Source organism: Primorskyibacter sp. S187A (assembly GCF_049800955.1).
Classification (GTDB): domain Bacteria; phylum Pseudomonadota; class Alphaproteobacteria; order Rhodobacterales; family Rhodobacteraceae; genus JAKVBH01.
In genome coordinates this window covers 204,302-217,395 of record NZ_JBNAGA010000003.1, presented here as the reverse complement: position 1 = coordinate 217,395, position 13,094 = coordinate 204,302, and the positions used below count along the sequence as shown (strand labels likewise).

Here is a 13,094-nt window from a genome sequence, read left to right as displayed (position 1 = left end):
CCAAGCACCGCATTTTAACCCCACACACACTCGTTTAAGGCTAAACTATCCAAAAGAGCGGAGGGACAGATGAGCGATTCAGGCAAGGATGCTTTGCGCAAGGCGGCGCTGCATTACCACGAATTTCCAAAACCAGGCAAACTGGAGATCCGGGCCACGAAGCCCTTGGCCAACGGCCGCGATCTGGCGCGAGCCTACAGCCCCGGCGTGGCGGAGGCCTGTATCGAGATCAAGGAAAACCCTGCGGATGCAGCCCGCTACACGGCGCGCGGCAATCTCGTTGCAGTGGTGACCAATGGCTCTGCGGTCCTGGGGCTTGGCAATATCGGTGCGCTGGCCTCCAAGCCTGTGATGGAAGGCAAGGCTGTCCTCTTCAAGAAGTTTGCAGGCATCGATTGCTTTGACATCGAACTCGATGAAACAGACCCGGAGAAGCTTGCCGAGATCGTCTGTGCCATGGGGCCTACCTTTGGCGCGATCAATCTCGAAGACATCAAGGCGCCCGATTGTTTCATCGTCGAAAAGATCTGTCGCGAGCGGATGAACATTCCCGTTTTCCACGATGACCAGCATGGCACGGCCATCGTCGTGGGCGCCGCCGCCACCAATGCGCTGCGTGTCGCGGGCAAACGCTTTGAGGACATCAAGATCGTCTCGACAGGCGGCGGAGCGGCGGGCATCGCCTGCCTGAACATGCTCCTCAAGCTTGGGGTCAAACGCGAAAACGTCTGGCTCTGCGACATTCACGGGCTGGTCCATGAAGGCCGCGAGATCGATATGAACCCGCAAAAGGCCGCCTTCGCGCAGGCCTCTGACAAGCGCAGCCTCGATGAGGTGATCGACGGGGCGGATCTTTTCCTGGGCCTTTCGGGCCCCGGGGTGCTCAAGCCCGAACATGTCACCAAAATGGCCAAACGACCGATCGTTTTTGCTCTGGCCAACCCCACGCCGGAAATCATGCCCGATCTCGCGCGCGCCGCAGTGCCCGATGCGATCATCGCCACGGGGCGCAGCGATTTTCCCAATCAGGTCAATAACGTGCTGTGTTTCCCCTTCATCTTCCGAGGCGCGCTGGACGTGGGCGCAACGGAGATCAATGATGCGATGCAAATCGCCTGTATCGAGGGCATTGCCGAGCTCGCGCGCAAGACAACAAGCGCGGAAGCCGCTGCCGCTTACAAGGGCGAGCAACTCACCTTTGGCGCGGATTATCTGATCCCCAAACCGTTTGACCCGCGCCTGTCGGCCGTTGTCTCAAGCGCTGTCGCGCAAGCTGCCATGGAGACAGGCGTGGCCACCCGTCCGCTTGAGGATATGCAAGCCTATCGCGAAAGCCTGCGCCAATCGGTCTTCAAGTCCGCGCTGCTGATGCGCCCCGTGTTCGAGGCAGCAGGCACAGCCTCGCGCCGCATCGTCTTTGCCGAAGGGGAAGACGAGCGCGTGCTGCGCGCCGCGCAGGCCATTTTGGAGGAAACCACCGAAAAGCCCATCGTGATCGGTCGCCCCGAGGTGATCGAGGCCCGGGCAGACAGGGCGGGGCTGGCCGTCAAACCCGGGCGCGATTTCGAGATCGTGAACCCCGAGAACGACCCCCGCTACCGCGACTATTGGGGCACTTATCATGAGATCATGGCCCGGCGCGGCGTGACGCCCGATCTGGCCCGCGCGATCATGCGCACAAACACGACAGCCATTGGGGCAGTCATGGTGCATCGCGGAGATGCTGACAGCCTGATTTGCGGGACCTTTGGCGAGTATCGCTGGCATCTGAACTACGTGAGCCAGGTGCTCGGGACAGAATCGATGGCCCCCCATGGCGCCCTCTCGCTGATGATCCTCGAAGACGGGCCGCTCTTTGTCGCAGACACCCATGTCTGGAGCGCGCCGACACCAGAGGAACTGGCCGAGATCGCCGAAGGGGCCGCGCGCCACGTCAAGCGCTTTGGCCTCACGCCCAACATCGCCTTTTGTTCGCAATCGCAATTCGGAAATGAAAACTCCGACTCCAGCAGGCGGCTGCGCGAGGCGATGGCCATTCTGGACCGCAAAGGCGTCGATTTCTGCTATGAAGGCGAGATGAAGGTCGATGCGGCGCTGGATGCTGAATTGCGGGCGCGATTGCTGCCGTCCAACCGGATGACGGGCGCGGCCAATGTTCTGATCTTTTCCAATGCCGATGCGGCCTCGGGCGTGCGCAACATTCTGAAGATGAAAGCGGGCGGTTTGGAAGTCGGCCCGATCCTGATGGGCATGGGCAACCGCGCCCATATCGTGACGCCCGGGGTGACGGCGCGCGGGCTGCTCAATATGGCCGCCATCGCAGGAACGCCTGTCTCACATTACGGCTGATCACGCACGCCGCGCGCATGCTCTCTGAGCGCGCGGCGGATAATCTTGCCTGTGGTCGTTAGCGGCATCTCGTCCAGAAAGCGCACGGCGCGCGGCGCCTCATAGGCGGCCAATCGTGTGCGGACATGGTCGCTGATCTCCTGGGCCAGCGCGTCACCCGGCGCGGCATCCGCTGTCAGCGTCACATAGGCCACGATGATCTCCCCGCGCGTCTTGTCCGGCTGGCCCACCACGCCCGCCATGGCGACGCTGGGATGGGTAAGCAAACAATCCTCGATCTCCGCAGGGCCAACACGGTAGCCCGATGAGGAGATGACATCATCGTCGCGGCCTTTGTAGGCAATTCGCCCGCTGGATGTGTGCCAGCCGCGGTCGCCGGTCAGCAGCCAGCGCGTGCCATCCGGGCCGGTGCGGAATTTCTCATCGGTCGCCTCGGGCCGGTTCCAGTATTTGAGAAACATGACGGGATCGGGACTGACCACGGCGATGTCGCCCTCCTCCTCCGTCTCACAGGCGGCACCTGACGGATCGATCACTGCGACCTCATGGCCGGGCACAGCCCACCCCATGACGCCCGGCTCCGCAGGTGCCAGCGCCGCGCAGGACGACACGACCATGTTGCATTCGGTCTGTCCATAAAACTCGTTGATCGTCACGCCAAAAACATCGCGGCCCCAGTCTAAAAGCTCTGCGCCCAATGTCTCTCCGCCTGAAGCCACGGATCGCATCTGCACGCGACGACCCTCGGCCTGACGCATCAACTTGAGGGCCGTGGGCGGCAGGAACGCATTGCGGATGCCATGGGTCTCGATGAAATCAAACGCCGCCTCGGCGGTGAATTTGCGAAACCGATGGGCCACAACGGGAACCCCATGATGCAAGGCCGGCAGCAGCACATCCAGAAGCCCCCCGATCCACGCCCAATCCGCAGGCGTCCAGATCCTGTCGCCCTCCTGCGGCAGGAAATCATGGCTCATTTCCACGCCCGGCAAATGGCCAAGCAACACACGATGGGCATGCAGCGCGCCTTTGGGATGGCCCGTTGTCCCGGAGGTATAGATCAAAAGCGCCGGGTCATCCGCAGCGGTATCCACCGGCGTAAACTCGGGGCTTTGTGAGGCCATCTGCGCTTCGAGTGCATTGTCATCCGGCGCGTCTGCAACGGTCAGGACATGGACGAGCTCTGGCAATTGAGCGCGCAACGGCTCCAGTTTTGCCGCGCCCTCAGCATCCGTGATCACGACGCGCGCGCCGGAATCCTTCAGGCGATGCAGCAAGGCATCAGGCCCAAACAGGGTAAACAAAGGCAGCGAAATGGCCCCCATTTTGAAGGCTGCAATATGCGCCAGTGCGGTCATTTCACATTGCGCGAGCAAGACACCAACACGGTCCCCCGGCTGCGCGCGGCCCTGCAGGACATGGGCCAGCTGATTGGATCTCGCGCGCAACGCGCCGAAGGTCACGTCACGAAACGCGCCACCCGGGGCCACATCGCGCAGCGCAAGCGCCTGCGGCGTAGCTTCTGCGAGCCTGTCACAGACATCGACACCGATGTTGTAGCGCTCAGGTATGTCCCAGCGGAACGCCGCCCGAGTATCCTCATAGCCTGCTTTGGCGCGCAGCATGGCACCTTCCTCCCGTTAACCTTCCGGCAAGTATTTCATTTCGCCGCAGGCACCAAAAGTGTAGTTTGGATTTTACCGTAATTGGTGCGTTTTCGTGGGGGCGAAGGCACAAGCGGTGTTTGATGCCAAGGAGCTCCCGATTGTGAAACGCACAGCACCTGAATATGCCTACAAGGTCCTCGGGGTCTCGCCTCTCGATGATTTTGCGACCATTCGCAAAAAGTGGCGCGCTTTGGCGCGCGATCATCATCCCGATGTCGCCAGCGGATGCCCCAAGGCTGCCACGAAGAGATTCGCCGAGATCAATGAAGCCTATGATCTCCTGCGCTTTCACCGCGATGGCTTTGCCGCGTTGGACCAAAGCGAGAAGGCCCGGAAGGCCCGCGAAAGAGCGCGCCACAATGAAGCGCGGCGCCGGGCGCAGGCGGAAATGCAACGTCAGGCACGCATGGCGCGGCAACAAGCCGAAGAACGCGCTCAGATGAAGGCAGAGCAAGAGGCCCATGAGGCCGCCCTGCGCGCCGCGAAAGCCGCAGAGGCCGCAAAGGCCAGGACGCAACGAGACCCTGAGACGGACATCCCATCCGATGCTCTGGTTCTGAAGCCGCGGATCGACGCCTCCTACCGCGCCGCGCGGGAAGGATACGCCGGGTTGCGGGCCATGGGGCGTCTGTTGCGCTCAACCGTGGATCTGAGCACCTAAGCGGCGGAGCGCGTCGTTTTCCAACTGTGATCGGTCGGCGCGGATTGCGGCAAGGTTGAGAATTTGAGCGACATCTCGATGGCAAGTCAGTCAGGAGTCGCCTTCATGAAAACCCACGTCAAAGCTCTCGTTGTCGGCGGCGGAGCCGTTGGGACCTCGATCGCCTATCATCTTGCCCGCGCAGGTTGGGATGATGTCATGCTGCTGGAGCGCGACGAGCTGACCTCTGGCTCCACATGGCATGCCGCAGGGCTCCTGCCCTATTTCAACATGTCCTACGCGACGACCCACATCCACGACTATTCGATCAAGCTCTACAAGACGCTTGAGGAAGAGACGGGGCTGAACGCGGGCTTTTCCGTGGTGGGTAACCTGCGCATGGCGCAGACGCAGGCGCGCATGGACGAATACATGCTCTATGCCTCCACTGCCGAGACTTGCGGCGTGCCCTTTGAGTGGATGACGCCCGACCAGATCAAGGAGCGCTGGCCGCTGGTGCGCACGGAAGATCTCGAGGGCGCGATCTATCACCCGACCGATGGCTACATAAACCCCGCCGACGTCACCATGGCGATGGCCAAGGGTGCACGCCAACGCGGCGTTGTGATCGAGCGCAAATGGCAGGTGGATGGCTATGAGTGGACCGGGTCCGAGTGGCGCGTGACGCTCACCAAGATGGTCGAGAAGGGCGGCAACCTCGTGGCTTCTGATGAGCAAACGGTTGTGACTGCCGAACATGTCGTGACCGCCACCGGCAACCACGCACAGCGCACAGCAAAGCTGCTCGGCATCAAGATCCCCGCGATCCCGGTCGAGCACCAATTCATCGTGACCGAGCCCGATCCGATGCTGGTGGAATACCGCAAAGAGCATGGAGAGCACCCTGTCCTGCGCGATGCCGATGCGAAATGGTATGTGCGCGAAGAGCGCGGCGGCTGGATCCTTGGCCCTTACGAGCGCAATGCGCCCGCGCGGTTTGAATATGGCGTCCCCGACAGCTTCCGGGCGGACCTCTTCCCCCTCGATCTGGAGCGGATCGAAGAAGAATACATGTCGATGATCCACCGTATTCCATCGACTGAGACGGTAGGGCTCAAGGATGATTTCAACGGCCCCATCTGCTACACGCCCGATGGCAATCCGCTCATTGGCCCGGCGCCGGGGATGCGCAACATGTGGCTCGCTGAAGGCTTCTCCTTCGGTATCACGGCCGCGGGCGGCGCAGGCTACTACCTCGCGCAGATGATGGTCGAAGGTGAGGCCGAGATCGACATGGCCTCCCTCGATCCCAAACGCTACGGCTCCTGGATGACCACCGAGTTCGCCGCGCGCAAGAACGAGGAATGCTACGAACACGTCTACATCCTGCACCACCCCGATGAAGAGCGCGAAGCATGCCGGCCACTGCGCACGGCACCCGCCTATGACCGGCAGAAGGCGGCGGGGGCGCAGTTTGGCTGGGTGAATGGCTGGGAGCGTCCAAATTACTATGCAATCGAGCCGGTTGTGAGATCAACAGACGATGGCCCCCGGCCCGAGGGTGGGGGCATCGCCCCCGCCCTGGGGGGCGGGTCGGGGGCGATCCGTGATACTGCGTATCCCGGGGGGCAATTCCGGCCGGTTGCGGATTTCTCCGACCATGACGCCCGCAGCTTCCGACGTGGTGCATGGTGGCAATATGCCGTGGAGGAGGCGAAGGCTGTCCGCGAAGGCGTGGGGCTCATTGATGCCACCGCCTTCACCAAGCACCGCATCTGGGGCCCTGGCGCGACGGCGTTTCTTGATTGGTTCACGACAAACAAGCTGCCCCGCGTGGGCCGGATCAACCTGACCTACGCGCTCACCGATCACGGCACGACGCGCACGGAATACACCATCGTGCGCGAGGCCGAGAACGACTACTACCTCGTCTCCGCCGGTGCCTGGACCGCCTATGATCAGGATTACCTCTACAAGGCGATTGAGGACAAAGAGCCCGAGTATGGCCGCATCAATGCACAAGAGGTCACAACGCAATGGGGTGTTTTCGCCATTGCCGGACCGAAATCACGCGACGTGCTGGCCGAGGTCATCAAGGATGCAGACCCCGAAACGGCGCTGTCGAACAAGCGCTTCCCGTGGCTCACGATGCGCAACATCGAGCTCGGGATGTGCCCGGTCAAAGCGATCCGCGTGGCCTATACGGGCGAGCTCGGCTGGGAGCTGCACCACCCCATCGAGATGCAGAACTACCTCTGGGATCTGCTCATGGAAGCGGGCGCCAAACACGGCATGAAACTCGTGGGCGCGCGGGCACAGAACTGGCTCCGGCAGGAGAAGAGCTATCGCGCCTTCGGCACCGAGCTGGGCCGGGATGCGACACCGCTGGAGGCCGACCTGCCCCGCTTTGTCGATCTGGAGAAGGACTTCTTCGGCAAGGAAAAACTCGTGGAGACGGGTGTGCGCGTCAAGTGCTGCACGCTGCTGATCGACGGGCCTGACGATGCCGATCCCTGGGGGCGCGAGGCGCTTTATACCCCGGACGGCACACGCGTGGGACGCCTGACGTCGGGTGGCTATTCCGTGGCTTTCAACAAGAGCATCGGCATGGGCTATGTCTCACCGGAGTTGGCTGTCGAAGGCACCAGGCTGCAAGTCCGGATGCAAAACAAACTCTGGGATGCCGTTGTCACGTGCGACAGCCCCTATGACCCTAAAAACGAGGTAATCCGCAAGGACGGCTGACCGCCCCTCCGTCCCCCATGGGCACTATGGGCACTATGGGAAAAGTTCCCATCTGTTGGGTCGGGGCCGTTGAGCAAAGTGCAAATCTGTCGGCACTCGTCCAGAGGATGAATGGCTTTCGATGTTTGCTCCGCGCGCAGCCCGGTGCTTGCACTTTCGGCTGCGCGCTGCTGTCCCATAGTTCATTTGCGATTTTGAAGCGCAGTCAAGGCAATCATGGGCACGATGTCTTCTGTGTCGCAGCCTCTTGAAAGGTCATGGAAGGTTGGCTCAGACCTTGCAGAATTGGGCCTGCCGCGCGGGCTCCGCCAATGCGCTGTGCGATTTTTTGCGCGCTATTGCCCGCGTCCAAATTAGGGGAAATGAACACAGTCGCATCGCCTCTGAGGACAGAGCCGCTTCCATGACGGCGGCGCGGCCGACCAGCGCCAGCCGCGCCAGTTTCAGCCGCCGCACCTCAATAGCAGCGGCCATGACGCGCGGATCTTCGCCTTCGCTCAGGACGATCTTTAGATCCAGCCTGATGGCTGTATCCAGTATCTTTGCTATGGAGGTCATTTTGCGCCCCAAAACAATGGGCCCGTCGGCGGAATTGTCGCGGATGACGAAGTGCTTTGTTGTGGCTTCCAGAACGTGCCAATAGCCACGAAAACCATTTGGGATCAGAAAGCTGTTACTGCCGCGAAACTCCTGTTCTATGCCGTCTTCTGCGGGATCATCATCGGCAAACGCGCGGATCGTCATCAACGTGAACGCTACGGGCAGCACGATGAAGACCCAGCTCAGGTGGAACCCCATGGCCTGGGAAGACTGCAACCAGTTCATCTTGTTGAAGACGCAATCGATCGCCAGGTAGACCAAGCAGACGTTGAAAGAGATCCATAAGTGGTTGGCAAAAGCCTCGATGTACATGATCGCCTTCGGCGGCAGAAACTTGAACTGTAAGGTCACACGGTTGTGCGCGCCCATCTTGGCCGCATCGCTGGCCCCAAAGAACTCGAACCAAACGAACATGTGGACTGACAGTGCTTCGCCTCAGGAGAACGAAAAGTCGAACAAGGTGCGCACGATCATCTGGAATCACAGCAAGTACACAAAAAGCAGCCAGAAGCGTGCAGCTTCGCAAAGTCCCGTCACAGACTTTTAGAAGCCCGTGCTGCAACGAAACTGGAGATGGTTGGCGCAGCGCGGTTTGGTGGCACGAGCCTTTGGGTGAAAGCGCCCGATGGTGTCGGCATTGAGCCGGGCGCTCCGTTTTTCAGCGGCCCCATACAACCAAAGGCGTATGTTCGGCTTGGATATTCCTCGATTCCTTGGGAAAGGTCGCCGAGGGGATCCGCCTCATCGGGGAAAGGGTCCGCTGAGAAAAGGAGCGCCCGGGGCTATGACGTCTCCTCACCGCCCGAGGACCTCAACACATTCAGGGGCGCCGGATATGCCATGGGTCGGCGGCGGGATGTTTCACCTGCGTTCCATCGCGTCGTGACGTGCGCGGATCTCTGCGGGCCAGGTTGATTTGATATAGCTGAGGACGGCGATGATCTCGTCATCGCTCAGAACGCCATCGTATATCGGCATGTTTGAGGCATAGTCCGGATCGCCAATCGCAGCCGCCACCCCATATTTCGTCAGGCCGAAGAGCGTATGTCCGTTATGGTGCCACGTATGGCCCGTTTCATCATGGGGCGGCGCGGGAAGGCGCCCGTCGGCGCCCGGTGAGCGCCAGTTCTCCTGACCTTCCAGATTAACGCCATGGCAAGACGCGCAATATGTGTCATAGACAGCCTGACCAGACGCAACGATCTCTGCATCGTTGTGTTGCAGGACAATGTCGTCATCCTGTTGCAAGGTGATGGCAATTGCGGCGAAAGCGGCCCCGATCAGGGCCGCTCCACCGATGACCACACCGCGCCGCGTCACAGGCCAGCCCGGTAGAAAACCGCGCCCATGCCTGCATCGCCCCCAAAGGCGATGACATCATAGCGGGCGTTTGGATCATCCCCCATACCGGGCGATCCGAAGGGCATTCCGGGAACGGCGATCCCGTCAATCCCGGGCCGCTCTGCCAGCAATCGGGCAATCGCAGCGAAGGGCACATGGCCCTCGACGACATAGCCATCAATCATCGCGGTGTGACAGGCCCATATCTCGCCGGGAATATTCGCAGCCAGTTTCACCTCTGTGGTGTCCTCGGTGTCGGTGATTGTGACGTCGTAGCCTTCCTGTCGGGCCAGCGCGACCCAATCGCCGCAACAGCCACAGGTGGGGCTTTTCGTGACATGCATGGTGGCGTGGTCCATGCGGGGATGGCTGTCGGCATGGGCAATGCCCGCCCATCCAACAGACACCATGCCAAGGGCCAAAGCCGCGGCAGGTGCGAAAGCCATGAGTTTCGTAGTCGGTTTCATTGGAGTTACCTCTCGATGGATGCGCGCCCGAAAGGAGCGCTGCGGGCGAGGCCCGCGGTCATGTGAATGCTGATGTGAATGCTGCGCCGTCCACGGGCGCAGCCGGCATCACAGGATGCGGGGCGGATCGAGGGGCCCAGACGGCTCAAGTCCCGTCAGTCGGAGGTTTGCGGCGCAAAACACATCCCCGCTCATGGCGGGTGACGCATCTGCCAAAGCCGTGGTTGGAAGCAGCGCGGGCAACAGGTGACAGGTTTGTGCGTGTTCGGCACTGCTTTCGCAGCACTCAGGATGGGCATCCGCCATCGCACTTGTCGCCGCCTGTTCGTGGAGGGATGCCGCCATATGATGATCCTGCATCGCGCCTAAGAGCGATACCGCGCATATCAAAACCGTCATCAACAAGAAGCGTATCAACCACATGACATAGACCTACATCTGGCCGGATGCGCATGGCAAGTCGCAGGTTCGTGACTTGGCAGCGCACCCCGCCTGCGACCATTAAACCGCATTCAACGCCCAGCCGATGATGAGCACCTGAGGCACGGTCAACAGCGGCAAAAGAAGCGCCGCCTTCAACCGCCCGGTGACTTCGCGCAGGATCAGGATCTCGGTGTAATCGGTCGCAACGCCCGCCATCAGGAAGGTAAACGCGTTGCCCGGCGCCTGCGCGCGCGTCATCAGATCGGCGGCAATCGGCACGGATCCTTCTGAGCAGACCTCGATGATCGTAGCCGCGAGCAGGGTTGTGAACAGACCGAAGAGCGTCGCACCGAACCATGTCGCAAAGATTTCTGTGGGCACGGTCGCCTGGATCAGGGCAGCCAGCACAATGCCGAAGAACAGCCAGCGCAGCACCATGCGGCTGGCGGTGACGGAGCGCCGCGCAACATCTTTCGCAAAGGCCATGTCATAGCGCGTGCTGCGCAGTCCCGCTTTTGCCTCGCGCCAGACTTGGAAATCGGCGGGCAGGTCTTCACGGTTGGGGTTGGGTTTGACGCGGCCCGCGCGCTCCAGCGCTTCGACAATGAAACCGGTCGCAAAGGCGATGAGCAGGGATGCGACGAGGAACACCGCCATCCATTCCCAGCCCATCAGCACACCAATGATGATCGTCAGCGACAGCGAATTCCACGGGCTTGCAATCAAAAAGGCAAAGACCTGCCCGAGGCTGGCGCCGCGTTCATAGAGCTTTGCACCGACCATCAGAACGCCGTGATTGCACAGATCGAGCAACACCCCGGCGAGCACCGCACGCACAAGGCTTTTGGCCCCCTGATCGCGGCCAATGATGCCGATGACGAATTGGCGCGGCACCCGGTCAATCAGACCCACGGCGAGCATGCCCACAAGGATGCCCCACCACATCAGGTTCATCATCTCCTGCACGCCGTGGGCAAAGACTCCAAGCCCGAACGGGGCCTCATGGGAGAGCGCAAAGCCCGCAAGATAGCTGACCAGAATGATCGCGCCTGAGCCCCAGAGCATCCAATCAAAACGCCGCCAATTCGGGGCATCTGCATCCGCCCTTGGGCCACAACAGGACGAGACTGCGATTTCGTCCGGCCCTTCGCAGCAAGACGCTGCCTTTTTGGACGTCAAACGCGGCGGGTCCTCGGCGGGTAAATTGATCTCGCCCGTGTCGCAAGATCGGGACGTCGCGGGGATACCTCTGTCTGTCATGTCGTCTTCTCCAAGTCCGACTCGCAAGATAGGACCTCTAGCAACTGTAGCTTCAAGAGATATCTTGAAGTTTTTCCGCCGACCCGCCGCAGGCCTTGAACGGCCCGCGGAAATGATCAAAAGCTACATTCACTGTAGAAACTACGGAGGCTTTCCATGCTGGCCATCGGCACCCTTGCCAAGCGCACCGGCACCAAGGTGCAGACCATCCGCTACTACGAAGAGATCGGCCTTCTGCCCGAGCCCGAGCGGAGCGAAGGCGGGCAGCGCAGGTATCGTGAGACCGATCTGGATCGGCTGGCCTTCATCCGGCACGCGCGCCAGCTTGGCTTTACCCTCGACGCGATCCGCGAGTTGCTGGACCTCTCCGACAACCCGGACCGGCCTTGCGGCGACGTGGATGCCATCGCGCAGCGACAGCTCATGGACGTCGAAATTCGCATCGCGCGCCTTGACGCCCTGCGCACGGAACTCAAGCGAATGCTGCGGGAGTGCAGCCGGGATACGGTGTCCGACTGTCGGGTTCTTGAGGTGCTGCGCGACCATTCCGCCTGCCTGACGGATCATACCTGACGGATCATACCTGACGGATCATACCTGACGGATCATACATTACGGGCCACAAGAGCGGGCCTGCGCGCGCGCCAGCCATGTAGCCTTCCTCCCTAGCGGTCCAGCAACCGCCAGAATTCCAGAACCGCCCCGCGCAGCGCGGTTTGGTCTTGCGCGATCTTGCGCAATTCCCGCTGGCTCGCGGCGCGCGTAGGCACGAAGAACTCCACCCCATCGGGCTGACTGCGCACCGCATCGAACGGCAGGATGCTCGCCCCAAATCCACGGCGCACAAAGGACAGGATTGCAGTTGTATTGCGCGCCTCCAACGTGCTCGCAAGGCTCAATTTCTCCACAATAGGCGCGTCGACAAGCGCGCACAGCGGGTTCGCGATGAGCGGCTCGAGCGCGAGGAGGTCCCAGTCCGATGCACCCGTATTGTCCAAATGAGCTCGGTGGATCGGACCGCTTTCGGCGCAGACGATGCCCAGGTCATCGACCAGAATACGCGTCCCTTCCAGCGCCTCTTCGGGCTGTGCCGAAACGATCCCGATGTCCGCTTCGTCGTGCTGAATGCGGGCGCGGACCGTGGCGCTGTCCACGTCGCTGATCTCGATTCGCGCGTCGGGGTGGCGCGCGCGGAACGTCTCGATCACGTCAGGCAGCAACGCTACCGTGGCCGAGGGCACAGCCGCAATCCGCACGATCCCGGCCGTGGACATGGCATGGCGGCGGATGGCGGCGACGCTGCGGTCAAACACATCGCTCGCGCGCTGCGCCTCTTCGAGCACCAATTGCCCCAACGGCGTCAGACGAGACTTTCTGTCGGTTTCAAAGAGTGGCGCGCCGACCTCCTGCTCCAGCTGGCTCAGCATCATCGATACGGCCGAGGGTGTCCGCCCCAGCTTGTGCGCCGCGCCTGACAAGGTGCCCTGGGCGGCGACGATGGCAAAGGTGCGCAGCATCTCCAGCTTTATAGACATTCAGAAACCCTGAATAAAACTTCAATAATTTCAGAATGACTGAATTGCATGCAATCGTCTACGGGAG

Annotated in this window: 11 protein-coding genes and 1 pseudogene; 4 read left to right on the top strand and 8 right to left on the bottom strand. The window is 61.3% G+C overall.

The genetic code is table 11. The features are described 5' to 3' along the window. Positions 1–69 precede the first annotated feature (69 nt). Positions 70–2,349, top strand: a complete 2,280-nt coding sequence (locus tag ACP15S_RS18385) for an NADP-dependent malic enzyme (protein WP_425041131.1) — start codon at positions 70–72, stop codon at positions 2,347–2,349. Here ACP15S_RS18385 and ACP15S_RS18380 read toward each other — a convergent pair. Continuing rightward, the gene (locus ACP15S_RS18380) at positions 2,340–3,974 is read right to left on the bottom strand and encodes an AMP-binding protein (RefSeq protein ID WP_425041130.1); all 1,635 of its coding nucleotides are present in this window, start codon (positions 3,972–3,974) and stop codon (positions 2,340–2,342) included. The genes ACP15S_RS18385 and ACP15S_RS18380 overlap by 10 nt on opposite strands. Before the next feature lie 142 nt (positions 3,975–4,116). Between ACP15S_RS18380 and ACP15S_RS18375 the strand changes: the two genes are divergently transcribed. Next, positions 4,117–4,677 (top strand): J domain-containing protein, encoded by a 561-nt coding sequence (locus ACP15S_RS18375; protein ID WP_425041129.1) that lies wholly within the window; start codon positions 4,117–4,119, stop codon positions 4,675–4,677. Positions 4,678–4,782: 105 nt separating this feature from the next. Further along, complete coding sequence (locus tag ACP15S_RS18370; protein ID WP_425041128.1) at positions 4,783–7,401, top strand: GcvT family protein; 2,619 nt, start codon at positions 4,783–4,785, stop codon at positions 7,399–7,401. Between the two features lie 214 nt (positions 7,402–7,615). On the opposite strand, the gene ACP15S_RS18365 is transcribed toward ACP15S_RS18370, so the two are convergent. The 6 genes and pseudogenes from ACP15S_RS18365 to ACP15S_RS18340 all read right to left on the bottom strand — a co-directional run bounded on the left by ACP15S_RS18365 (position 7,616) and on the right by ACP15S_RS18340 (position 11,492). After that, positions 7,616–7,771: a phosphate acyltransferase gene (locus tag ACP15S_RS18365; protein WP_425041127.1), complete on the bottom strand. Its 156-nt coding sequence runs from the start codon at positions 7,769–7,771 to the stop codon at positions 7,616–7,618. A gap of 105 nt (positions 7,772–7,876) precedes the next feature. Next, positions 7,877–8,415 (bottom strand): annotated as a pseudogene (locus ACP15S_RS18360) (TRAP transporter small permease subunit); the annotation flags it as partial. 447 nt (positions 8,416–8,862) lie between these two features. Further along, positions 8,863–9,321: a c-type cytochrome gene (locus tag ACP15S_RS18355; RefSeq protein ID WP_425041126.1), complete on the bottom strand. Its 459-nt coding sequence runs from the start codon at positions 9,319–9,321 to the stop codon at positions 8,863–8,865. Further along, positions 9,318–9,809, bottom strand: coding sequence for a DUF411 domain-containing protein (locus ACP15S_RS18350; RefSeq protein ID WP_425041125.1), 492 nt, complete (start codon positions 9,807–9,809; stop codon positions 9,318–9,320). Before ACP15S_RS18350 ends, ACP15S_RS18355 begins: the two co-directional genes overlap by 4 nt. Before the next feature lie 108 nt (positions 9,810–9,917). Continuing rightward, positions 9,918–10,232 (bottom strand): hypothetical protein, encoded by a 315-nt coding sequence (locus ACP15S_RS18345; protein ID WP_425041124.1) that lies wholly within the window; start codon positions 10,230–10,232, stop codon positions 9,918–9,920. A 78-nt stretch (positions 10,233–10,310) separates the two neighbouring features. Then, positions 10,311–11,492 (bottom strand): permease, encoded by a 1,182-nt coding sequence (locus tag ACP15S_RS18340; RefSeq protein ID WP_425041123.1) that lies wholly within the window; start codon positions 11,490–11,492, stop codon positions 10,311–10,313. 156 nt (positions 11,493–11,648) lie between these two features. Here ACP15S_RS18340 and ACP15S_RS18335 point away from each other — a divergent pair, with 156 nt between their 5' ends. Further along, positions 11,649–12,065: a MerR family transcriptional regulator gene (locus tag ACP15S_RS18335; RefSeq protein WP_425041122.1), complete on the top strand. Its 417-nt coding sequence runs from the start codon at positions 11,649–11,651 to the stop codon at positions 12,063–12,065. Positions 12,066–12,157: 92 nt separating this feature from the next. Here the strand turns inward: ACP15S_RS18335 and ACP15S_RS18330 are convergent, their stop codons facing one another. Continuing rightward, positions 12,158–13,027, bottom strand: coding sequence for a LysR family transcriptional regulator (locus ACP15S_RS18330; protein ID WP_425041121.1), 870 nt, complete (start codon positions 13,025–13,027; stop codon positions 12,158–12,160). Positions 13,028–13,094: the final 67 nt, after the last annotated feature.

Coding starts and splice junctions, on each gene's coding strand:
- ACP15S_RS18345 (WP_425041124.1), bottom strand. CDS start 10,232: ATGTGGTTGATACGCTTCTTGTTGATGACGGTTTTGATATGCGCGGTA.
- ACP15S_RS18380 (WP_425041130.1), bottom strand. CDS start 3,974: ATGCTGCGCGCCAAAGCAGGCTATGAGGATACTCGGGCGGCGTTCCGC.
- ACP15S_RS18385 (WP_425041131.1), top strand. CDS start 70: ATGAGCGATTCAGGCAAGGATGCTTTGCGCAAGGCGGCGCTGCATTAC.
- ACP15S_RS18350 (WP_425041125.1), bottom strand. CDS start 9,809: ATGAAACCGACTACGAAACTCATGGCTTTCGCACCTGCCGCGGCTTTG.
- ACP15S_RS18370 (WP_425041128.1), top strand. CDS start 4,783: ATGAAAACCCACGTCAAAGCTCTCGTTGTCGGCGGCGGAGCCGTTGGG.
- ACP15S_RS18340 (WP_425041123.1), bottom strand. CDS start 11,492: ATGACAGACAGAGGTATCCCCGCGACGTCCCGATCTTGCGACACGGGC.
- ACP15S_RS18330 (WP_425041121.1), bottom strand. CDS start 13,027: ATGTCTATAAAGCTGGAGATGCTGCGCACCTTTGCCATCGTCGCCGCC.
- ACP15S_RS18335 (WP_425041122.1), top strand. CDS start 11,649: ATGCTGGCCATCGGCACCCTTGCCAAGCGCACCGGCACCAAGGTGCAG.